The following is a 22,119-nucleotide window of genomic DNA, read 5'->3' as shown; positions in this document are numbered from 1 at the left end:
CACATAACGCTGAAGCGTGGGTAGCCCCTACTGTGATACAATGTCTCAGACCCTGGAGCTCCCCAACGGCGATGTCGTCTCGCCGGACGACGTGTTCTGCTACAACGACTACCCCTACCGGCTCGTCTGGCTGGAGGATGACACCCACGAATTCGCGCTTTCGCCGCTGTACTGGGGCGACAGCGGCATGGACATCCCGTTCCGCGACCGGGAGGCGCTCGTCGACCAGTGGGAAGTCGATTCACAGGGTCAGATGACGGCCGAAGAGTGGGCGGACTGGCTGGACGACGCGACGACGGACCCCCGCTACAGCGACGACGAGGTCACGTCACTCGCGGCCGAGCTACCGACGGAGTGGGACTCTGAAGACGGGAGCTCGGACTCCAGTGGCGGCCTCTTGGACCGCCTCGGATTGTGAGCACGCCCGTCGGACTCTGAAAGGTATTAATCCGTTCGTCCTGCAACCTCTGGCATGGAACCGATCTGGCTCGCCGCTGGCGGGGCCGCCCTCGCCGTGGGCCTCGCGCTGGCATTTGTGATCACTCGCCGCTCCGGAGAGAGTGCGTCGAAACGCGCCCACGAGGCCGCACAGAAGCGAGACCCGCCGGTCGAACTCGGCGAGACCTACGAGTTCGGCGTCACCGAATTCAGCGACCACCACTCCGGCGACCCCGTCGCCGTCGGGAAAGTCGAGGGATTCGTCCTGTTCACCGAAGACGTGCCGTCGTCGGTGTCAGCCGGCGATGTGATTCGAGCGAAGGTGCTGTCGTTCAACCGGGGCCACACCTCCGCCGACGCTCGGTTCGTCGAACGCGCGTGAGCGAGGGGAGCGGTTACAGCCTCGAGGCGAGGCACGTCCCGCTCGACGACGGATCGCCAGTCCCGACGGAGGGAGAAACCGATATGTGCCTACCACGATAAAACAGGGCATGAGCGAATCGGACGGGCAGAGCACGCCACAGGACACCCGGGAGGTCATTATGGAGGCCACCTTTCGGGCGCTGAGCAAGCACGGCTACAAGGACTTGCGGGTCCGGGACATCGGCGAGGAGATGGACATGTCCCGGCAGGTGATTCACTATCATTTCGACGGCAAGTACGACCTGATCTCTTCGTTTCTGGAATACATTATCGACCAGTACGAGGGCAGTGTCGAAGTCGATGATGAAACCGACCCCCGTACAGAACTCGATGTCCGCATCGACCGGTGCCTGTTCGGTCCGGAATTCGACGACTTCTCACACTGGGACCGGATGAAGGTGTACCACGAGCTGTACGCCTACGCGCAAAACGACGACGAGCACCGGGCGCTGTTCAACGAGCACTACGACCGACTTCGCAAAAGCATCTCCACAGTCATCGAAGACGGAGTCGAGCAGGGCACGTTTCGCGATGTTGACGCTGAACTGATGGGGCAGCTCATCACGGACGTGATTCACGCGGCCCGCGGCCGGCGGATTGCGCTTGGCCACGAGGACGCACCCGACGAGGCCAAGCGGGCCGTCAACGACTTTATTCTCGACTCGCTGTACCCGCCGCAGTAGATTGGGCCGAAAAGGCAGCGTCAGAGGGGGCTAATACCGACGCTGAGCGCCCATGTTCCAGTTGCCGACGCCGCGACGACGAGCGCCCCGCCTGCAAGCGTCACGTTCTTCAGGAAACTGTTCAGTTCGTCCTGCCGGTCCTCGTCCGGCACGGCCCAGAAGTCGTGCATCGCAACCGCCGAGACGATGAGGAACACGGCGAGGGCGACCGCTGCGACGACTGGGAAGACACCCACGGTCACACCGAGCCCGCCAAGGATGAGGAGCCCACCGGACGCGAGGACGGAGAATCTCGGCGCCGGGAGGCCCTTGTACTCGGCGTAGCCGGCCATCTGTTCGGTCTGCGTAAAGTGGCTCAGGCCCGTAAAGGCGAGCACGCCGCCGAAGAGGACACGGCCGGCGACGAGCAACACGACGTTGAGTTCGGGTGCCATCACAAACTCACCACCGAGCCCACGCGGGCGTTTCCAGCAGTGTGATTCGGGATAGTAGCGGAATTCATTGTGGGAGTCGATTCTGGCTGCATCGTTAGAGTTCCGGCACGTCTGACGGCATATCGAAGTCGTGGTAGTACTCGCCTTTCTCTTTCGAGAGAATGTCGAGGACAGCGGCAGCACCGTCACCGGCCGCGATGACTGCCTGCCACTTCTCCGCCCGACCCATCGCACCGGTCGCGTACACGTTCTCGACCGACGTTTCCATGTCGACGGTCACGTTGACGACATCCTCATCGGTGAATTCACAGCCGAGGTCCTCGGCGAGGCTCCGGTCGCCACCAGTCGCGAGGACGACGTACTCCGCGGTGTACTCGTCGTCGGCTGTCGACAGGACGAACCCGTCGTCGGTCTGTTCGATATCGGTGACTTCCGTCTCGTGCAGCGTCGCGCCACGGTCGCGGGTCTGCCCGCGAGCGATGGTGAGGAACTCGTCGCCGCTGATGGATCGCACGCCGGGGTAGTTGAACAGGTGTGCCTTGTGCATCCACGACTCGTCCGTGTCGAAAGTGATCGTTTCGAGGTCGTTCTTCGCAGCGTACTGTGCCGCACTCAGTCCGGCGGGGCCGCCGCCGACAACTGCTACATCTGCCATGTCTCAAGCCAGGGGCCACCAATAAAAGAGTCTTACCATCTGGTAAAATCCGGCCGGAAGCTCACAGGTGGCTCTCAACCACGTAACGCTGCCCACTCAAAGAACGTACGGCCCGCGCTGTCGGATCGACTCGCCGTGCGGACGGCCCGAGACGGCGACGACACGGAGCGACTCATTGCCCCGGAGCGTCACTGACCGCGCGTCAGTGACCGGTAGAACATCACCGTCAGTGAACGAATGCCCCTCGACCGTCCCGCTACCGGCGACACCGTAGAGGAACCTGGACCACTCCGCCGGAACTGACCACGTCCACGCGCCAGCTACGGAAACGTCCAGATACTCCATCGGCGTATAGAGGCTGATCGGCGAGCCCTCGCCGACAACTGTCGTGACCGTCGCGCCGTCCTGTTCTTCCGTCGGAAGCATGTCGGCCGTCGCGTCGACGTAATCCGGGTCAGCGTCCTTCACCGCCTGCGGCAGATTTACCCAGAGCTGGAGTCCGGTACAGGCCTGCCCATCCGCGGGGAATTCAGAATGACGTATCCCGCTTCCGGTTGTAATTCGCATCGCATCGTTCTCGTATGCAGTGTTTGCGACGCCGAGCGAGTCTTCGTGTTCCATCCCGCCTTCGATGATGTACGAGACGATTTCGAAGCCGCGGTGGGGATGCATCGGAAACCCCGTGTCAGGGTCGATATAGAACTGTTCAAACAGGACAAATGGGTCCAGATTGTACGGATAGCTGTCCGTCGGGAACGCACGGTCTGAATTCACGCCCGTTCCATGCCGGACCATCTCTCCAGGAATCGGTCCGTCAGTCGACGCCTGTGACTCGCTCTCGGTCATACCGCTTCTTGTTTACCGAGCGGTAAAAACTGTCGGGAGTGAACTGCAATCACCCGTAGCCTTGGTTCGGTGACACTGCCGTCACCGGTATCGAATCCGCTCTCGCGGGTGGAACAAAGCCCTGCAGACGGGCAAACCCCTCGCTCTCCGTGTACTACAGGCCTCGATGGAAACTGCGGTAGCACAGCCTCATACAGTGGTATTTTGTCCTTCAAAAGTGTGAAGCGAGCGAATGGGTTGGGGCAGATTCTCACCGAAGCGAGACTCACTGCGTTCGTCTCGCAGGGTCCGAATCCGCCGGACCATTCTGCTCCTCACGCCTGTTCGTCACAAGAATGGGTTGGGGCGGATTCGAACCGCCGACTTCCTCCGTGTGAAGGAGGTATCATAACCGAACTAGATCACCAACCCGATGCACTCGACTCTATTCGAGCGTATCCCTTAAGAATTGCTTTCCGACTACGCTTCCGGCTCTTCCTTCCCGCGGTACTCGCCGATCTTTTTGCGGGCGTCAGCGATCGCTTCCTCGGCTTCGCCTTCGGCTTTCCCCTGCAGTTCTTTCAGGTCAGCCTTGACGGCCTCCAGTCGGCTGGGTTCGGGCTCAGCTTCCTTCCCAGTAAGTTCTCGGAACCGTTCCTCGACCGGTTCGAGTTCTTCCTTGACGCCCTTGGTGGCGGTCTTGCCGGCGCGCTTCAGGTAGTATCGTGCGTCTTCGAAGTGCTTGTTCATATATGACCTTACGCGAAGGACGAATATATCTCTTGTGCCCGGAACACAGTGTCCAATCACGGCTGATCGCGGGGCTGCGAGCGGCCACGATGGTAAACGTGTCCCGCGGGTACGAACTGTTTTGCGCCGGCACCTGCAACGGGGAGACATGTTCACACGGGTATCGATTCCCACGCCGTTTCAGGTCGGGCCAGTCAATGCATACATCGCGCGACGAACTATCGTCGATCCGGGACCCGACAGCGAGGAAGCGTGGTCGCGTCTGGTCGAGGCGCTTGAAGCACGCGAGCTGTCCCCGGATGACATCGAGCAGGTACTGGTCACACATCCGCATCCGGACCATTTCGGCATGGCAAACCGGTTCGCCGAGCGGGGGGCGCGTGTCCTCGCCAGCGAGCCGGCGGCCGATATCATGCGCGATTTCGCGGCGCAGCTACACACCGAACAGTCCTATTTCGCGGATTTCTTCGAGCGGTGTGGCGTCTCACGCGAGACTGCCGAGACGGTCACACAGCTACCGGAAGCGTTCCTGCCCTACGCCCAGAGCGTCGATACCGACCGCGCGCTCGCGGCCGGTGACACCGTCACCGTCGACGATACGGAACTTACAGTCGACACCGTACAGGGCCACTCTGCGGGCGAAATCATCTTCTCGTACGACATTCAGGGCCGCCGTGAAGCGGTCGTCGGCGACAACGTGCTGGGCGACATCACACCCAACCCGTTCCTGCAGGTGCCTGATGAGACCGGAACGCGTCCGCGGGTACTGCCGGCGTTCAACGACTCGCTCCGATGGCTCCGCGAGCAGGGTCACGACCGCTTTCTCACCGGCCACCGCGAACCCGTCGAATCACCGCAGGAACGCATCGACGACATCCTCGCGGAACACGATCAGCGTACCACGGAGGTCGCTGACATCGTCTCCGGCGGGGCGACGACACCCAGTGACGTGATGACCGCGCTGTTTGGCGATCTGCCTGCCACGGAGTACTTCGCCGGGATGAGCGAGGCTGTCGGCCATCTGGATGTACTCGAAGTCACTGACCGTGTCGAAAAACGCGAGAGCGGCGGCGTCTTCGTTTACGAGTCAGTGTAAGCCTCGCTAACAAGCGTGTGAGAAAGAAAATAGCCAGGCGTCAGACTACAGCAACTGCGCTGCCTGGAACGCGATCTCGGAGACGCGGTTGAAGCCGGGCAGCAGGAGCACCGTCACGATGGCGGCGCCCACCACAGCGGTGTACAGCCCCATCGGGTACGACTCGATGGTCCGGCTGCCGGTCGGTTCCTCGATCCACATCGCCTTGACGACGCGGGAGTAGTAGAACAGGCTGAGCGCGCTGTTGATGATGAGCGCGGCGGCCAGCGACCATGCGCTGACGTTGAGCGTCGCCTGGAACAGGTAGAACTTCGAGAAGAACCCGCCGCCGATCGGCAGGCCGGCGAGGCTGAACAGGAACACCGTCATCGCCGCGCAGGCGACCGGCGCTTCCTTGCCGAGGCCGTTGTAGTCCTCGAAGCGGCGGCCGACGCCCCAGTACTCGGCCAGCGCGATGAACAGGAACGCGCCCGTGTTCATGAAGCCGTAGACGAGCAGGTGGGACATCCCCGCACTCATGCTGAGACTCAGTCCCTCACCGGAGCCGGACACGGCGGCGAGTCCGATGAGGACGTAGCCGGCGTGGCCGACACTGGAGTAGGCCAGCATCCGCTTGACCGTCTCCTGGGTCGCGGCGGCGAAGTTCCCGATGAACATCGTCGCGATGGCGAGGATCTGGAACGCCATCACCCAGTTGATCGCGCCGCCGGCGGCGAGCAGGTCACCGATCGGGAAGGCGACGGCGAAGACGCGGAACGCCAGCACGAAGCCGGCGGCCTTCGACGCCGAGGAGAGGAACGCCGAGATCGGCGCTGGCGCGCCCTCGTACGCCTCGGGTGCCCAGAAGTGGAACGGCACGGAAGCCGTCTTGAACGCGACGCCGCCGATAATCATCAGGATACCGACGCCGAGGATAGCCATCGGGACGGCAGGCTCACCGGACTGGGCCTGAACCGACCCGTCGACGATGGTCTGGACCGTGCCACTGGAAATGGCCGTCGCGACGCCGTCGAATCGAAGGACGCCCGTCGCAGCGTACACAAGCGAGATACCGTAGGCGAGCACCGCCGAGGACACTGCGCCGATGAGGAAGTACTTCAATCCCGCCTCGACGCTGCCCTTGTTCTCCTTGAGGAAGGCGACGAGTGCGTAGGACGGCAGGGAGACAAGTTCGAGTGCGACGAAGGCCGTCGCCAGGCTGTTGGCCGCGCTCAGGAGGCTCATCCCGGTCGCGGACAGCAGGACCAGCGCGAAGAACTCGGCCTGGTAGCTGTGTTCGGCGACGTAGTCGTAGCTCGCGAGCACGACCAGCGTCGTGACGCTGCCGACGATGGCCATGAAAAACAGGGCCATCTGATCGACGACGAGCTGGTTGTTGAACAGTGCGACGCCAGTGCTATCGGCGATGCCGGTGCCGGCGGTGATAAACCAGCCGGCGAACCCGAAGGAAAGCAGGGAGCCGAGCACCGAGATGCCGGCCAGAAGCCCCGTGTTCGTCGTGTCCGGGTCGATCGAGTCCGCTAGCAGCAACACCAGAGAGGCGAGGCCCAGCGAAAGTGCCGGGGCGAGCGCCATCCAGTCAGGGAGTGCGACCATCTATGCACCACCTCCGATTTCGAGAACCGGTGAAATCGAGTCCTGTATCATGGCAAAGGAGAGGTCCGGTGCGACACCGAGTGCGATGACCAGCAGGAGCAACACGGCCAGCGGCGCGACGTCGTGGAACGCGGCCGGGCTGACCTCGTAGTCCGTCTCCAGACTGAAGGCCCCGAACAGCGTGCGCTGCATGGCCCACAGCAGGTAGCCGGCCACGATGACGATGCCGAACATCGCCAGCGAGGTTAACACCGGTGCAGCCCCGCCGAGTGTCGGCGCGTTGAACGAACCCTGGAAGATGAAGTACTCCCCGGCGAAGCCGGCCATCAGCGGCAGGCCCATGTAGCCGAAGGCGGCGGCGACGAAGATGCCAACCGTCCAGGGCATGCGGTCCGCGAGGCCGGACATGTCGCCGACCATGCGCGTGTGCGTCGTGTTGTAGATAACGCCGACACACATGAACATCAGCCCCGAGATGAGGCCGTGGGCGATCATCTGGAAGGTCGCCCCGCCCATGCCGTAGGGCGTGAACGCGACCAGGCCCAGGATGACGTAGCCCATCGACGAAATCGAGGAGTAGGCGACGATGCGTTTGAGGTCACGCTGTGCCAGCGCGAGCATCGCGCCGTAGATGACGCTGACAACGCCGATGATAGCCAGCGGAACGGCGAGCTGGCGCGCCGTGTCAGCGAGCATCGTGAAGTTGAACCGCAGCAGCGCGTAGGTCCCCATCTTCAGCAGGACACCGGCCAGCATGACCGACACCGGCGTCGGGGCCTCGACGTGTGCGTCGGGCAGCCATGTGTGCAGCGGGAAGACGGGCACCTTCACCGCGAACCCGAAGAACATCAGGATAAACGAGATGGTCATCAGGTTCACGCCGGCGATGGTCGGCAGCCCGCTCGCGGTGCGGAACGCCTCGGCCATCGCGGGCAGGGACAGCGACGTGAGGTCGGTGCTGAACACGAGCGCGAACAGCCCCGCGAACATGATCAGCGACGCCACGTTCGTGTAGACGAAGAACTTGATCGCGGCGTACTTCCGGCGCGGGCCGCCCCAGACACCGATGAGCAGGTACATCGGGATGAGGACGCCCTCCCAGAAGACGAACCAGAGGAAGAAATCGAGCGCGGAGAACACGCCGATGAGGCTCACTTCCATGAACAGCATCAGCCCGTAGAACTGGGACTGGCGCTCGTCGATGGGCGTCCACGCGGACACGATGGCGAGCGTCGTCAGCACCGTCGTCAGCGCGAGCAGCGGCATGCTGATGCCGTCGAGGCCGACGTAGTACGACACTTCCAGCTCACCCAGCGTGATCCACGGGATCTGCTGGCCGAACGCGATGTCGGCGGGCGACAGCAGTGCGTTGCCCGTCCCGCCGTACTGCGTGAGGTACACCCAATACATGTAGATGCTGCCAAGCGCCGGCACCGCACTGACGGCCGCGGCGAGCTTTCCGGCGTACCGGTCAGGCGAGAGGAACACGAGGCCGGTTCCCAGCAGGGTCACGAGCAGCAGTGCAGCGACCCACATCTAGAACCACCCTCCCATGATGCCGAAGGCAGCAAGCAAGAGCACGAGTCCAAGCGTCAGCAGCGTCGCGTAGTTGCTGACGACGCCGGACTGGATGCGTCGGATGCGGCTGCCGCCGAACAGGCTCACGCTGGAGATGCCGTTGACGACGCCGTCGACGACACCCTGGTCAAACTTGTTCATCACACGGGCGAGCGGGTAGGTGACACCCGTCGCGAGCCACACCTGATATTCGTCCTGGTAGTAGTTGTGCATGAGTAGCGTCTTCAGACCGCCAAGCTTGTCCGTATGCTCGACCGGGTCGGCACCGGCATAGAGGCTCCGAGCGACGAACACACCGGCGAGTGCCAGCCCGAGCGAGACGCCTGCAGAAGCGAGCAGTGTCGGCGTCTCTCCAAGCGGGTAGCCCTTCACAACGTGTGAAACATCGTGCAGGAGACCCTCGTAGTGGTGCAGTCCAGTGTTGAGCGCCGCAGGCCAGCCACCGTTCTCCGGCCCGGTCAGCCACTTGTGGAGGAAGTCGATGTGGGCACCGGTGAGCTTCGCGACCGGAGCCATGTTGATAAACCCGATCGTCGTCGCGAGAATCCCAAGCACCGTCAGCGGGCCCTTGACATTCCAGCGGACGGGCTCGGGGTCACGCGCGGTGTCCGAGCGGGCGTCACCGTGGAAGGTCAGGTACACCATCCGGAAGGTGTAGAAGCCGGTGAAGAACACGGCCAGCAGCCCCATCGCGTACGCGACGAGGTAGGCCGTGCCGAGACCACCCTCAGTGCCGAAGCCGTGGATAAGCGCCTCGTACAGCACCTCGTCTTTGGACCAGAAGCCGGCGAAGGGAACGATACCAGCGAGCGCGAGCGAGCCGGCAAGGAACGTCCAGTAGGTCACCGGCATCCGGTCTTTCAGGCCGCCCATGTCCCACATATTCTCGTTGTGGTGCATGGCAATGATGACCGACCCCGCGCCGAGGAACAGGAGCGCCTTGAACACGGCGTGGGTCGTCAGGTGGAAGACGGCGGCGATGTAGCCACCTGAGCCCAGCGCGAGCATCATGTACCCGTACTGGGAGATGGTGGAGTACGCGAGTACCTGCTTGATTTCCTGTTTGACCAAGCCCATCGTCGCTGCGAACAACGCGGTGAAGCCGCCGATGAGCGCGATGACGGCCAGCGCCGTCGGCGAGAGGGCGTAGAAACCGTACATGCGCGCGACGAGGTACACACCGGCCGCGACCATCGTCGCCGCGTGGATCAGCGCTGAGACCGGCGTCGGACCTTCCATCGCGTCGGGCAGCCATGTGTGCAGCGGGAACTGCGCGGACTTGCCGACGACGCCGCCCAGCACGAGCAGGCCGAGCACGGTGAACCATTGCTGTGGCCCCATGCCGACTGTCTCAAGCATCGCGATGCCTTCGGTCTCGCCGTCGACGATGGCGTGTTCGGCAAGCATCGGGAAGCTCTCGGCGACCACTTCGCCGCCCTGCGTAATGGGGGCGAAGAGACCGGTCCCGAAGGTGGCGAAGATGCCGACGACGCCGATGAGGAAGAAGTAGTCACCGAAACGGGTGACCAGGAACGCCTTCTTCGCGGCGCTCGGCGGGCCGTCGTCACGGAACCAGAAGCCGATGAGCAGGTACGAACACAGGCCCACCAGCTCGAAGAACATGAACGCCATCAGGAGGTTGTTGGCGACGACGAACCCGAGCATGCTCGCCGTAAACAGGCCGAGCCCGGCGTAATAGCGCGGGAGACCGGTCTCGCCCTCGTCGTTCATATACCCGAGCGAGAAGATGTGGACGAGGAACGAGATGAGACAGACGATAAGCAGCATGAGCGCCGACAGCGGGTCCAGCAGGAGTCCGAAGTTAAGCTGGAGCGACTCGACGCTCGTGGTCCACTGGTACAGTATCTCATTGTGAACCTCACCGCCGGCCACTGTCAGCGCGACCCAGATCGATAGCAGAAGCGATCCACCCGTCGCGGTGATGCCCGCGAGCGCGCCGCCTTTCGGCATGCGGTCGCCGGCAAACAGCGCGACGAGGAACGATACGAACGGCAGCAGGACAATCGCCGGAGCGTATGTGAATGCAGCCATCTGTTACCACCTCATCGTCGTCGCCTTCGTCACGTCCACGTCTGAGAAGTTGCGGTACAGGACCAGGACGATACCGATCCCGATGGCGACCTCCGCGGCGGCGAGTGCCATCGTGAACAGGCTGAACACCTGGCCGGTGAGGTTCCCGTGTTGTAGCGAGAACGCGACGAGGTTGATGTTCGCAGCGTTCAACATCAGCTCGACGGACATCAGGAAGATGAGCGCGTTCCGTCGCGTGAGGATGCCGAACAGGCCGATACAGAATATGGCCGCCGACAGGAGGAGATACGTCTCGGCCGGAATCACGAGTCGTCACCTCCCGGGCCACCGTCAGCGGCAACGGGCACGTCTTCGTCTTCTTTGGTTTCGACACCGAGCGTGACCGACTCGCCGGCGACCTCGCGGCGAGCGAGCATGACGGCCCCGACGAGTGCGGCCACCAGCACGATGTCGATGACCTCGAAGGCGACGAGGAACCCTTCACCGGGAACGGCCGTCTCACCCTCGCCCATAATCGCGCTCGGGGCGATATCGAACAGCGCCGCGCCGAGGCTCTTGGTTATCGCCGCTCCCTCGCCGAAGCCCGCTGGTGCGGGAAACGAGACGCCCATGAACACTGCACCGAGAACGACGAACAGGGCGATTGCGGCCAGTCCAGCGACGAAACTCCCCTCCGTCTGTAGTTCGGGTTTTGTGGTCATGGTGTCACCTCGATCACCGACTCGTCCTCGCGGGTCAGCATCACCGCGAAGGTGATGAGGACGAGGACGCCGCCGACATACACCAGGATCTGCATCGTTGCGACGAACGCCGCCTGGTTCATTACGTAGAACACTGCGACGCTGACGAGTGACACGCCCAGTAACAGCGCCGAGTGCCAGACGTCCCGGACTAACACGACGCCCGCAGCGCTGCCCACCGTTACCATAGCGAACAGCGCGAACGCAATTGACTCTGCCAGTGCCATCTTACTTGGAGACTCTTTGCGGCGTCCCTTTGAAGATTCCTCTTTCGTCTCGCCAGTAGAGCCACTGTTTGCCGGTATGGCCCCCATATTTCGGGGCACTTCCGTCCTGCTGGCGAACACCTATCAATTAACTGGTGGGTTGCAGCGGTGGTGCCCGTAGCTCTACCCAGGGAGTGATACTGGAAGGTCGGCCTCGCTGAGCGGACGGTCGTTTCGGCGAGTCACGTACGGATGACAGTTCAGCAACGACGCTTGACCCGACAGAGAACCGCTGAAAGCCGTCGTAAAAGGAGTTACTGGTAGTCCACTTCGCCGTCGCCTTCGCCGATCCACGCGCCCCGGTCCGGTTCGCGTGACTCGAGTGGGTCGATGTCCTTGTACCACGGGACGTTTTTGAGTTGCTCCTTGTCGTAGGCGAACTCGTCTTTCGTGTCCGCGGTGAACTCGAAGTTCTGGGTCAGGAGAATGGCGTCGGTCGGGCAGACTTCCTCACACAGCCGGCAGTAGATACACTGGCCGATGTGGAGGTTGTACTGCTCGCCGTTGCGCTGCTCGTCCATCACGATCTGGATCGTGTTGTTCGGGCAGACGTTCTCACACTGTCGACACCAGATACACCGCTCCTGGCTCCACTTGTGGACGCCGCGGAAGCGGGGGCTCACCTCGGGGGCGACGTCCGGGTACTCCACCGTGAACGTCTCCCCGTCGAGGGCGTGTTTCATCGTCGTCGCCATGGATTTCAGGATTCCGATCATGACAGGTCACCTCCGGTCGCTCGTGGGTCGGTTCGCGTGGCCGTCATCAGACGGTCACCCCGACGATAACCGCGGTCAGCAGTAGGTTCGCCAGCGAGAGCACCAGCATTCCCTTCCAGCCGATTTCGATAAGCTGATCGATCCGGACGCGGGGCACCGCCGAACGGGCCCACTGCGTGAACAGGAAGACGCCCCAGATCTTGATGAGGAACCAGACGATGCCGGGCAGGACCGGACCGGCCGGCCCACCGAGGAAGATCGTGGCGATGATCGCCCCGCCGAGGAAGATGTGGATGAACTCCCCGAGGTAGATCAGGACGAAGTACACCGAGGAGTACTCGGTCTGATACCCGGCGACAATTTCGGTCGGCGCTTCGGGGATGTCGAACGGGTTCCGGCCGACTTCCGCGAGGTTCGCGATCATGAACAGCACGAACGCGAAGGGGTTCACGAACGCGTACCACGACGGCAGCGGGCCGATAAGGGACTGCTGCTGGGCCGCGACGATCTCGCTCATCTGGAGCGAACCGGCGAAGATGACCACCGACGCGCCCGTCAGGATGAGCGGGATCTCGTAGGCGAGGTTCTGCGCGACGGCGCGCAGCCCGCCAAGGAACGAGTACTTGTTGTTCGATGCGTAGCCGGCCATCACGAGACCGATCGACGTGGTCGAGGCCACGGCGAACACGTACGCCAGCCCGACCTCGGGGTCGGCGAGGTGAATGCCGTTCCCCATCGGAATCACGGCAAAGCCGAGCAGCGCGGTACTGGCGATAATCAGCGGCGCGAGGTCCCACGCCGGTCGGTCGACGCCTTCGGGAACAATGAGTTCCTTCGATAGCAGGCGAACGGCGTCAGCCACGATAATGAACAGCCCGTACGGGCCAATACGGTCGACGGCGATGCGGTCGGTGAACGCGGCCGTAATCTTTCGCTTCGCCCACGGACCGGCAAGCGCCGTGTTCGTCATCATGAGCGTCCCGATGAGTCCAGCTCCGACGAGGCTCAGCACGATCATCACGGCCGTGCTGTTGGGGTCGAGGTCCAGCAGGTTCGCGAGCGTTTCCGGTAACGGCGCCGACTGCATTACCGGTCCACCTCCCCGAGTACGATGTCGAGGCTCCCGAGCGAGGCGATCATGTCAGGGATGTACTCGCCCTGGGACATCTCCGGCAGCGTCTGCAGGTTCGAGAAGCACGGACTGCGGATCTTGAACCGGGCCGGCTTGTCCGTGCCGTCCGAGCGGATGTAGATGCCGAGTTCGCCCTTTGCACCTTCGACGGAGCGGTAAATCTCCTTGTCGGGGTCGGGTCGGAGCGTCCGCGGGACGTTGGCCTGAATCTCGCGGTCGTCTTCCGGCCACTGCTCCAGCAGGTCGACACACTGCTCGATGATGCGGGCGGACTCCTCGACCTCGCGAAGGCGGACGAGAACGCGGCTGAAGTTGTCGCCGCCCTGCTCGGTGACGACGTTCCAGTCGAGTTCGTCGTAGTAGCCGTACGGGTCGTCGCGCCGGATGTCGTAGTCGACGCCCGACCCGCGTGCCACGGGACCGGTCGCGCCGTACTGTTTGACTTGCTCCGGCGAGAGGACGCCGGTGTCGACACACCGCATCTGGAAGATCTCGTTCCCGGTGACGAGGTCGTGGATTTCTTCGAGCTTGTGCGGGAGATCGTCGAGGAAGTCGCGGATCTTCTCGAAGTACTCGTCGCGAGGCTCGGGTAGGTCCCAGGCGACCCCGCCCAGCCGGAGATAGTTGAACATCAGCCGCTGGCCGGTCAGGTCTTCCAGCAGGTTCTGGACGATTTCGCGGTCGCGGATGCCGTACTGGAAGACGGCGGTGAAGTCGCCGAACACGTCCAGCGCGAACGTCGCCAGCGCAAGCTCGTGCGAGGCGATCCGGCACATCTCCGCCGCCATCGTCCGGATGACCTGCGCGTACTCGGGGACCTCGATATCCGCGAGGTCCTCGGCCGCGCGCGCGTACGCCCATTCGTTGAGGATACCAGCGGAAATGTAGTCCCACCGGTCGGGGTACGGCATGATCTGGTGGCGGTAGGTGCCCTGCTGGCACATCTGCTCCTCACAGCGGTGCAGGTAGCCGATGTCGGGTTCGAGGTCGGCGATCTGCTCGCCGTCGAGCACCGTTTCGACGTGGAGCACGCCGTGGGTCGCCGGGTGGTGCGGGCCGATGTTGACGAACATCGTGTCCGGATCGTCCTCGCTGCGTTTGTCGTCTTTCAGTGGGTTCGCGTGCTCGCGCAGTGAGACGATCTGTGGCTGGTCCTGATTGTAGTCCTGGCTCAGGGGGTGGCCCTGCCAGGTCTCTGGCAGGAGGATGCGACGCAGGTCCGGGTGGTCGTTGTAGTCGATCCCGACCAGGTCATACGCCTCCCGCTCGTGCCAGTCCGCGGTGTCGTAGACGCGAGCGGCCGACTCGTTGTGCGGGTCGTCTTTCGGCGACGGGACGACGATCGACAGCTCCTGTGTCGGGTCGTTGTACTTCCGCAGGTGGTAGATGGATTCGTACCGGTCGTCGTACTCCTGTGCCGTGACACAGGCGCAGTGGTCGAACCCGGCCTCCTCTTTCAGCGTCGAGAGGACTTCCTGGACCTCGTCGGGACGGATGACGAACCCCTCGGCGTTGACGTGCTCCTCGCGGTCGAGGACGTGGCCCCCGAGCAGGTCCGCGAGCGCGTCGTAATCAAGGCCGTCCTCCGTAACGCCGACGTCGAGCGCCGTATCGCGTGATGGTTTTTCTAAACTCATGGCAGGTTATGGAGAGTCGTTCCAGTTGTACCGCATGACGAGGTCTTCCTCGTCGATCTCGCTGGCGAGTTTATCCACGAGCTCGTCCTGTTCGAGGTCGCCGAACTGCTCCAGTTCGTAGGGTTTGACCGTCACCGGTGAGGACTCGCCCTCGGCAATGCGCTCCTGCAGTTTGGCGACGCCGTAGATGAGTGCCTCGGGGCGGGGCGGACAGCCCGGGACGTGGATGTCGACCGGGATGACCTCCTCCGCGCCCTTGATCACGTTGTACCCTTCCTGGAACGGGCCGCCGGAGATGGTACACGACCCCATCGAAACGACGAACTTCGGCTCGGGCATCTGGTCGTAGACGCGCTTCATCCGCGGCGCGAACTTCGAGACGATGGTCCCCGGGACGATGATGACGTCCGCCTGGCGCGGGGACGCGCGTGGCACCCCTGACCCGAAGCGGTCGAGGTCGTGTTTGATCGCGTAGGTGTGGATCATCTCGATGCTACAGCAGGCGATCCCGAACTGCAGCATGAACATCGAGGAGCCCCGGACCCAGTTCATGAACTTGTCGAACTTGGTCAGGATGAACGGCGTCGACCCGAACGCCTCACGTAGCGTCGAGTTGAAGCGGTCGTCGGCCCCGTCGCCCATGCGGGCCTCCTGTGTCGATACGTCTTCGACGGCCGGTGGTGTCTGGTCACTACTCATATGTGTCTGCCCCCTTCGTGGCGCGCGGACTGCGCACCCACTGAACTGCACCGTTACGCCAGGCCCAACCGAGTCCGATGGCGAGAATCGTAATGAATACGACCATCGGTAGCAGTGCCGTGGTCATCCCGAGCTCAGCGGCAGCGTCGCTGTAGATGACCGTCCACGGGAAGATGAAGACGGTCTCGATGTCGAAGACGACGAACAGCAGCGCGACCATGTAGTACTGGATATTAAACTTGATCTGTCGACTGCTGCCAGTCGGCACTTCACCGGACTCGTAGGTGGTGCGTTTGCCTTGTTCCGGCACGCTGGGCCGCAATAGGCTCGAAACTGCCATCATCGTCAGTGGGATGGCTAGCGCCACGACCGCGAGCGCGCCGATGGCGATCCATGGATTACTCATTCCGGTATCTCCTATCGTCTGCCGGTTAGAAGTACTCGCATATAAGGGTTCATTGTTCGGTTTTTCGGCCCTGTGGGTCTTTAAGAGCCGACGCGCTCTCGGATGGCAAGTGACCTGTAACTGCCGCACCTCCCAGGGTGTGACGCCCCTCAGTTATCACTCGTCCCAGTACTCGCGCTTGAACCCGGGTGTCCCGAGTTCGTGGAGGTCGCGCGACGCCTCGCCGACGTTGGTCTGGAGGCCTTCGTGATACGAGACGAGACGGTCACGGAGTTCGTCGTGCTGCCGTGCGAGAATCTGTACCGCGGAGAGCGCGGCGTTGAACGACTTGCCAGCGTCGACCGCGGTCAGCGGCGCGCCCTGTGGCATCCCGATGACCGAGTCGACGGATTTCTCCTGCACTGGGACGCCAATAACCGGCAGCGGGTAGGCGATGCTGGCGGTCATGTTCGGCAGGTCCGCGGATTTGCCGCCAGCGCCGGCGATAATGACGTCGATGCCGCGGTCAGCGGCCGTCTCTGCGTACGCGTACATCAGGTCCGGCGTCCGATGGGCCGAGCAGACGAACGTCTCGAAGGTGAAGCGGCTCTCGGGCGCGTCGGTGTAGTCCGTCTGTTCCTCGAAGCCGAGTTCGTCGGCAAGCGCCGCGTAGGCCCCGGGCCGCTTGCCCTGCCCGCCGGCCATCGTCGGCAGGTCCGAGTCCGACCCCATGACGATGCCGACATCGGGCGTCAGATCGTTCGGCCGGTCCATCTCGGCTTCTTCGCGTAACTGGTCGATGAGCGACTGGACGCTGTCTGCGGGCATACGACCGACTGGAACGGGGACGGGCGTAAGTGTAGGCGATTTCCGGTCAGTCGGCTAGGGCCGCTTCCAGTTCGGCAAGCAGCGTCTGTGGGTCCGCAGGGAAGCACCTGAGTGGGTCGGTACGACCGGTGACCTGTATCCTGAGCGCGTACCGCTTGCGGTAGGTGAGCGCGAGGCTGGCGGCACCGGCGACAGCGAAGGCCCCACCGAGGAGGACCGACCGGTCAAGTGACAGCAGACCGAACCCGACCAGCGCGGCGCTCATCACCGCGAGAAACCAGTCGACGTCCTGAAGACTTACCTCGACGATGTCGTCGAGGTCGACGACCACCGGATTGTCGCCACGGTCGACCACCAGGCGATCAGCACCGAGAATGACAGTCCCGCCGGTTCGGAGCGTGCCGGCGTACCGCTCGGTGTCGACAAGCGATGCGGCGTCTGCGGTCGTGCCGTCGCCGTCGTCGTCCACGGTCAGTCGTCGCTCACTGCAGCCGGGCGGTCGCCGCCGCGGCCGCGGATGCGGTCCAGTGACGAGACGTATTCGCTGTCGTCCTCCGTGAGCGCGGCCCAGGCTGCGAGGCCGCGCTCCTCGCGGGTCCCCGGCACGGTGTTGTCGAGGACGAAGGCGACGATACCGCCGACGACCATCCCGGTGCCACCCATGACGAACAGCGTCGTCGCGACCACATCGGTCCCGAGCACACTCCCGAGGACCGGAACGGCTGCCAAGCCCTGCTGGAGAGCTGTCGCACTGCCGACGTCCATTCCCTGCCCGACCTGGCTCATATACTCGGGCACCGCCAGGCCGGCAAAGAGCGCGAAGCCGACGATGAACACGTTCCGGTTGGCATCGAGGTCGACGTATTTGAGCTGTGAGAGGCCAACGGCAGCGATCTGTCCGAACATGACGATGTAGAGGCCGCCGATGATCGGCGACGGGATGGTCGCGAACAGCTGGCCCGCTGGACCGAAGTAGCCGACCAGAATCATTACCGCGGCGCCGATCTGCACGACATAGCGGGACGCGACGCCAGTAATAGCGATTGCCCCAACGTTCTCAGTGTACGACGTACAGCCGTTGCCGGTGCCCATGATGCCGGCGAATACGTTGCCGACCCCCTCCATCCCGATACCGTCGTTGATTCGGCGGCTGTTCGGCGCACCGCGGCCGGCAATGCGGGCGACGGAGTGGTAATCGCCGAAGCTCTCGACGACGGAAGCGAGCATCCCGGCGAACATCCCGACGATGAACCCCGGCGTGAACTGCGGGAGCCCCCACTGGAACGGGTAGATGGGCTGGACCAGCGGTGCGTTCGTGACCGAACCGAGCGAGACATAGCTGACCGAGCCTGCGGCGAAGACGCCGGTGACCGAGAGGATAGCCGCGACGGTCCATGCAAACAGAATACCCAGAAGTACGGGAAAGAGCTTGAACGCGCGGTGGCGTCGATCGAGATACTGCGAACACGCGATAATCGAGAGCATTGTGAGCCCGAGCAGCCACCAGTTTTGCCCGGTCCCGGGGTTGCCGAAGTTCGGGTTCGCTATCTGTGGGACGTTGAACAGCGACAGTCCGATGAGCGCGATGACCGGCGCGATGACGACCGGCCCGACGTACCGCTTCAGCTTCCCCATGAGGCCGCTGTAGCCGATCACCACTTCGACGATGCCGGCGACGATGACAGCTCCCTGTAGTTCGACGAGCATTGTCTGCCAGTCCGCCCCCTGCTGGGCCAGCACGCCGATGATGGCCAGCCCGGGCGCGAGCATGGAGAACGTCCCGCCTTGGACGATCGGGTATCTGTTCCCGAGCGTCGTCTGGGCGAGCGTCGCGATGCCGGAGACGACGAAGAACGTCCCGATGAGACGGCCAACTTGGTCCGGCGCGGCCTCGAACATCCCCATCGCGCCCGCGAGTCCGAGCGGGATCGCCACGGACGCGCCGATCATCGTCAGGTAGTGCTGGACGCCGAGCAGTATCGCCTGCTTTCGCGGTGGCTTGTCGTCGATGCCGTACTCGACGAAGCCGGCGGTTTCCGGTTCCTCCGGTGTGGTCGGATTTTGTCCGTCGTCCGGCGGTGTCGCGTCAGTCATGCTCGCTACCCATGGCACTGCAACTCCCGATACATATTCTTTGCTCGTTGGCCCAGCGGCGACGTGGTTCAGCCGCCCGCCTCGAAAGGAAAACGCTCTTGGCCCGCTCCGACACAGTCTTCGACATGAGCAACGGGGACGACGAGGCCGACGCGTCGGACGACGCCGAGGCAGCAGACGAGATCGACGTGACCGCCGAAGAACTGGAATCGCGTCTTACAGAGGCCAGCGAGGACCTCGACGCCGCAGAGACGGAGGCAGACCTCGACGACGTCGAGTCGTCCCTCGACGACATCGAGAACGACCTCGAAGCCGCCGACTTGCCTGAACCCGACGAAGACGACGACGCTGAAGACCCCCGCGAGGAACTGGAGTCACAGCTCTCGGACCTCCGGGACGACCTCGATGCACAGCGTGGCCCCTACGCCGAGGACGTGGTCACTATCGTTTCCGACGCGGAAGACACCGTCACCGACAGCGAGTGGACCGACGACGGCGAGGGCGAGGCCCAGGAGGCCGTCGAGACGTTCCTCGACGAAAGCGCCGAGTTCGTCGACCACGACGCCGACACGGGCGGCGATTTCGTCGCTGCCGGGGATGCGCTGACCACAGTCGTCGACGCTATCGAAGCGGCAAACCTCGACCCTGACGAGGACACGGAAACTATCGAAGGGCTCCTCGAAGCGGCGGAAACGTTGGAAACAGGGCTGGACGAAGCCGAAGTCTGGGACGACCTCACGGTACAGGAGCAACTCGACGCCCGCGGCTTCTATGATATCCTGACCAACGAGAACCGGAAGGACTTCCCGCCGGAGTGGAACGCCGCGAAGCTCCACGCCGAGGAGGGGGACTTCGAACAGGTTCTGTTCGCATACGACAAACTCGGGTCGGAGTTCTTCGACGGATACATCGTCGACCTCCTGTACAACCTCGGCAGCGACGCCGAGCCGGCCTTCGACGCGATGCACCAGCGCGCCCAGAAGCGCGACAAAGGGCCAATCGAGGTACTGGGGAAGATCGGCGACGAGCGCGCGACCGAGACGCTGCACGACTACATCGACGGCGACGGCGACCCCGCGCTCCAGAAAGTCACGCTGCGCGCGCTGGGCGCTATCGGCAGCGCGGAGTCGGTCCAGCCGGTCGCCAACCGACTCGACGCCGACAGCGAAGAAATCCGCTCGGTCGCCGCCCGCACTCTGGGCCTGCTCGGTGACACCCGCGCTATCGAGCCGCTCGGCGACATACTCGAGTCCGACGACAGCGACTCCGTGCGCGCCTCCGCCGCGTGGGCGCTCCGACAGATCGGGACCGAAACGGCGCTCGAGGAAGCCGCCCGCTACACGGACGACCGCGCGTACATCGTCCAGGCCGAAGCCGAGAAGGCGTCAAGCGCCTGAGTCAGGGAATCTTTTTATACGAACGGGCGGCCAGACGCCCCGATGCGGTCGCTCGCCCCACTCGTCTGTTGCGTGCTCGTCCTCGCCGCGATAGGTCCCCATATCGCAGTTGGACAGGCGTCTCAAGCCGGCACAACAGCCAGCCGTCCTGCGGAGCCGTCGATTCACGCGGTGTACCCGGACCCTGTCGCTGGCGGCGACGCGGGGGAGTTCGTCGTCCTTGACATCCCCGACGGGACCGACATCGGACAGTACGCCATTACCGACGGTGACGGGACTGCGGGTATTCCGAATACCAGCGCACGCGGGCGCGTCGTCCTCTCGACGGCACCGAACCGGACACGCGGGCTCACCGACCGGCCGGTCGTCGGCCTCGACGGACATCTCGCACTGGCAAACGGGGGCGAGCGGGTTCGCCTTCAGCGTGCCAATCAGACTGTCGATGCCGTTCGGTACACCGAGGCTGTCGAGGGGGAACTCGGCGAGGTAAACGGATCAGTCATCCGCTGGCGACCGCTGGGCGCGACGGACCAACCGGTCGTCAGGGCCGCCGGCGGCGAGGTACAAGCGTTCACGCTTCCGGACTCGCCCGCCGCGCCGATGCAACCGATTCGCAACGCTACCGAACGGGTGTACCTGGCCGGCTACACGCTCTCCTCGGCCAGGGTCGCCGACGCCCTCATCGCCGCCCAGCGCCGTGGCGCGACGGTCCGCGTCCTTCTCGAAGGTGAACCGGTCGGGAGCCGCACCGCCGCGGAAGCCCGCACCCTCGACCGGCTGACCGACGCCGGCGTCCCGGTTCGGGTAGTGACTGGCCCGCGCACCAGATACCGCTACCACCACGCGAAGTACGCCGTCGCCGACGGGCGGGCCGTCGTGCTGACGGAGAACTGGAAACCCGCGGGAACCGGCGGAAACAGCAGCCGGGGCTGGGGCGTCATCACGGCACAACGACGGGTCGTCGACGGGCTGAATCAGACGTTCCGATCTGACGCCGGCTGGCAGGACAGCGAGCGGTGGGGGGAGTACCGTCAGGGGCGACAGTTCGAGCAGGGCGAGCCGGCGACGGGCTCGTACCCGAGCGAGTTCCGGACGGAGTCGGTGGCCGTCCAGCGGACGGACCTCTTGGTTACCCCGGACAATGCCCAGGGCAAACTCGTCGCGACGATAGACGACGCGGACGACTCCATCGACGTCATCCAGCCCACGGTCGGAGATTGGGAGAGCCCACTTCTGCGGGCGCTCCGCCGGGCCGCGTCGCGCGGCGTCGAAGTCCGCCTCCTGCTGAGTGACGCGTGGTACGTTCGCGAGGAGAACACGCAGACAGCACAGCGGTTTCGGGAGTGGGCCGACCGCAACGACGCATCGCTGACGGCGAAAGTGGCGGACCCCGCCGGTCGCTACGAGAAGATCCACGCGAAGGGCGCCGTCATCGACAACAAGCAGGTCGTCGTCGGCAGCCTCAACTGGAACGAGGCGGCAGCGACGTCGAATCGCGAGGTCGTACTCGTGTTGCACGGCCGCGACGCGGTCGACTACTTCGGTGCCGTCTTCGACGCTGACTGGGGGGCCGGCGGGTTCGACACGCCGATTGGGGCACTCGTGGCCTTGCTCGGACTCATCGTGGTCGCCGGGCTCGCCGCTCGTCGGGTTTCGTTCGAGGCGTAAAAAACGGGTATCGTGTGTCGAGCGGCG

Annotated in this window: 24 protein-coding genes and 1 tRNA gene; 6 read left to right on the top strand and 19 right to left on the bottom strand. The window is 63.8% G+C overall.

Features of this window, described 5'->3' with window-relative positions; all coding sequences use genetic code 11:
* The first annotated feature begins 40 nt into the window (after positions 1-40).
* The 3 genes from AV929_RS05100 to AV929_RS05090 all read left to right on the top strand — a co-directional run bounded on the left by AV929_RS05100 (position 41) and on the right by AV929_RS05090 (position 1,544).
* The gene (locus AV929_RS05100) at positions 41-418 is read left to right on the top strand and encodes a hypothetical protein (protein WP_050007156.1); all 378 of its coding nucleotides are present in this window, start codon (positions 41-43) and stop codon (positions 416-418) included.
* Positions 419-472: 54 nt separating this feature from the next.
* Positions 473-820 carry a TRAM domain-containing protein gene (locus AV929_RS05095; RefSeq protein WP_050007155.1) on the top strand — a complete coding sequence of 116 codons (348 nt, stop codon included), beginning with the start codon at positions 473-475 and terminating at the stop codon, positions 818-820.
* A gap of 109 nt (positions 821-929) precedes the next feature.
* Positions 930-1,544, top strand: a complete 615-nt coding sequence (locus AV929_RS05090) for a TetR/AcrR family transcriptional regulator (protein WP_050007154.1) — start codon at positions 930-932, stop codon at positions 1,542-1,544.
* A 20-nt stretch (positions 1,545-1,564) separates the two neighbouring features.
* On the opposite strand, the gene AV929_RS05085 is transcribed toward AV929_RS05090, so the two are convergent.
* The 5 genes from AV929_RS05085 to AV929_RS05065 form a co-directional block, all read right to left on the bottom strand.
* Positions 1,565-1,978: a DoxX family membrane protein gene (locus AV929_RS05085; RefSeq protein ID WP_007190793.1), complete on the bottom strand. Its 414-nt coding sequence runs from the start codon at positions 1,976-1,978 to the stop codon at positions 1,565-1,567.
* Between the two features lie 94 nt (positions 1,979-2,072).
* Positions 2,073-2,633 carry an NAD(P)/FAD-dependent oxidoreductase gene (locus tag AV929_RS05080; protein WP_014040793.1) on the bottom strand — a complete coding sequence of 187 codons (561 nt, stop codon included), beginning with the start codon at positions 2,631-2,633 and terminating at the stop codon, positions 2,073-2,075.
* Between the two features lie 96 nt (positions 2,634-2,729).
* Positions 2,730-3,479, bottom strand: coding sequence for a pirin family protein (locus AV929_RS05075; protein ID WP_064287610.1), 750 nt, complete (start codon positions 3,477-3,479; stop codon positions 2,730-2,732).
* A 336-nt stretch (positions 3,480-3,815) separates the two neighbouring features.
* Positions 3,816-3,890, bottom strand: a tRNA-Val gene (locus AV929_RS05070).
* A gap of 48 nt (positions 3,891-3,938) precedes the next feature.
* Positions 3,939-4,208 carry a hypothetical protein gene (locus AV929_RS05065; protein ID WP_008313024.1) on the bottom strand — a complete coding sequence of 90 codons (270 nt, stop codon included), beginning with the start codon at positions 4,206-4,208 and terminating at the stop codon, positions 3,939-3,941.
* A gap of 148 nt (positions 4,209-4,356) precedes the next feature.
* Between AV929_RS05065 and AV929_RS05060 the strand changes: the two genes are divergently transcribed.
* Positions 4,357-5,304, top strand: a complete 948-nt coding sequence (locus tag AV929_RS05060) for an MBL fold metallo-hydrolase (protein WP_064287609.1) — start codon at positions 4,357-4,359, stop codon at positions 5,302-5,304.
* Positions 5,305-5,349: 45 nt separating this feature from the next.
* Here the strand turns inward: AV929_RS05060 and AV929_RS05055 are convergent, their stop codons facing one another.
* From AV929_RS05055 to AV929_RS04990, 14 genes are all read right to left on the bottom strand, one after another.
* Positions 5,350-6,900, bottom strand: coding sequence for an NADH-quinone oxidoreductase subunit N (locus AV929_RS05055; RefSeq protein ID WP_014040791.1), 1,551 nt, complete (start codon positions 6,898-6,900; stop codon positions 5,350-5,352).
* Complete coding sequence (locus tag AV929_RS05050) at positions 6,901-8,436, bottom strand: NuoM family protein (RefSeq protein WP_014040790.1); 1,536 nt, start codon at positions 8,434-8,436, stop codon at positions 6,901-6,903.
* Positions 8,437-10,530 (bottom strand): NADH-quinone oxidoreductase subunit L, encoded by a 2,094-nt coding sequence (gene nuoL / locus AV929_RS05045; protein WP_014040789.1) that lies wholly within the window; start codon positions 10,528-10,530, stop codon positions 8,437-8,439.
* Positions 10,531-10,533: 3 nt separating this feature from the next.
* Positions 10,534-10,836 (bottom strand): NADH-quinone oxidoreductase subunit NuoK, encoded by a 303-nt coding sequence (gene nuoK / locus AV929_RS05040; protein WP_014040788.1) that lies wholly within the window; start codon positions 10,834-10,836, stop codon positions 10,534-10,536.
* Positions 10,833-11,231: an NADH-quinone oxidoreductase subunit J gene (locus AV929_RS05035; RefSeq protein ID WP_014040787.1), complete on the bottom strand. Its 399-nt coding sequence runs from the start codon at positions 11,229-11,231 to the stop codon at positions 10,833-10,835. The genes nuoK and AV929_RS05035 overlap by 4 nt, the downstream gene beginning before the upstream one ends.
* On the bottom strand, positions 11,228-11,497 hold the full coding sequence (locus AV929_RS05030) for an NADH-quinone oxidoreductase subunit J (RefSeq protein WP_004591678.1): 270 nt from the start codon (positions 11,495-11,497) through the stop codon (positions 11,228-11,230). The genes AV929_RS05035 and AV929_RS05030 overlap by 4 nt, the downstream gene beginning before the upstream one ends.
* 293 nt (positions 11,498-11,790) lie before the next feature.
* Positions 11,791-12,252, bottom strand: a complete 462-nt coding sequence (locus AV929_RS05025) for an NADH-quinone oxidoreductase subunit I (RefSeq protein ID WP_004518194.1) — start codon at positions 12,250-12,252, stop codon at positions 11,791-11,793.
* Between the two features lie 46 nt (positions 12,253-12,298).
* Entirely contained in the window at positions 12,299-13,339 is a 1,041-nt protein-coding gene (locus AV929_RS05020; RefSeq protein WP_014040786.1) for a complex I subunit 1 family protein, read from the bottom strand.
* Complete coding sequence (locus tag AV929_RS05015; RefSeq protein WP_014040785.1) at positions 13,339-15,021, bottom strand: NADH-quinone oxidoreductase subunit D; 1,683 nt, start codon at positions 15,019-15,021, stop codon at positions 13,339-13,341. The genes AV929_RS05020 and AV929_RS05015 overlap by 1 nt, the downstream gene beginning before the upstream one ends.
* A gap of 6 nt (positions 15,022-15,027) precedes the next feature.
* Positions 15,028-15,720: an NADH-quinone oxidoreductase subunit B gene (locus AV929_RS05010; protein WP_004957101.1), complete on the bottom strand. Its 693-nt coding sequence runs from the start codon at positions 15,718-15,720 to the stop codon at positions 15,028-15,030.
* Positions 15,713-16,126: an NADH-quinone oxidoreductase subunit A gene (locus AV929_RS05005; RefSeq protein ID WP_004957100.1), complete on the bottom strand. Its 414-nt coding sequence runs from the start codon at positions 16,124-16,126 to the stop codon at positions 15,713-15,715. Before AV929_RS05005 ends, AV929_RS05010 begins: the two co-directional genes overlap by 8 nt.
* A gap of 156 nt (positions 16,127-16,282) precedes the next feature.
* Entirely contained in the window at positions 16,283-16,933 is a 651-nt protein-coding gene (locus AV929_RS05000; RefSeq protein WP_014040784.1) for an AIR carboxylase family protein, read from the bottom strand.
* 46 nt (positions 16,934-16,979) lie between these two features.
* Positions 16,980-17,402: a hypothetical protein gene (locus AV929_RS04995; protein WP_014040783.1), complete on the bottom strand. Its 423-nt coding sequence runs from the start codon at positions 17,400-17,402 to the stop codon at positions 16,980-16,982.
* A gap of 2 nt (positions 17,403-17,404) precedes the next feature.
* Positions 17,405-19,027, bottom strand: a complete 1,623-nt coding sequence (locus tag AV929_RS04990) for a uracil-xanthine permease family protein (RefSeq protein ID WP_014040782.1) — start codon at positions 19,025-19,027, stop codon at positions 17,405-17,407.
* Positions 19,028-19,152: 125 nt separating this feature from the next.
* Between AV929_RS04990 and AV929_RS04985 the strand changes: the two genes are divergently transcribed.
* The gene (locus tag AV929_RS04985) at positions 19,153-20,424 is read left to right on the top strand and encodes a HEAT repeat domain-containing protein (RefSeq protein WP_064287608.1); all 1,272 of its coding nucleotides are present in this window, start codon (positions 19,153-19,155) and stop codon (positions 20,422-20,424) included.
* A gap of 42 nt (positions 20,425-20,466) precedes the next feature.
* Positions 20,467-22,092, top strand: a complete 1,626-nt coding sequence (locus AV929_RS04980; RefSeq protein WP_064287607.1) for a phosphatidylserine/phosphatidylglycerophosphate/cardiolipin synthase family protein — start codon at positions 20,467-20,469, stop codon at positions 22,090-22,092.
* Positions 22,093-22,119: the final 27 nt, after the last annotated feature.

The organism is Haloarcula sp. K1 (assembly GCF_001647155.1).
GTDB lineage: Archaea > Halobacteriota > Halobacteria > Halobacteriales > Haloarculaceae > Haloarcula > Haloarcula hispanica.
The sequence above is the reverse complement of the archived record's forward strand: the minus strand, read 5'-3'. Positions and strand labels throughout refer to the sequence as shown.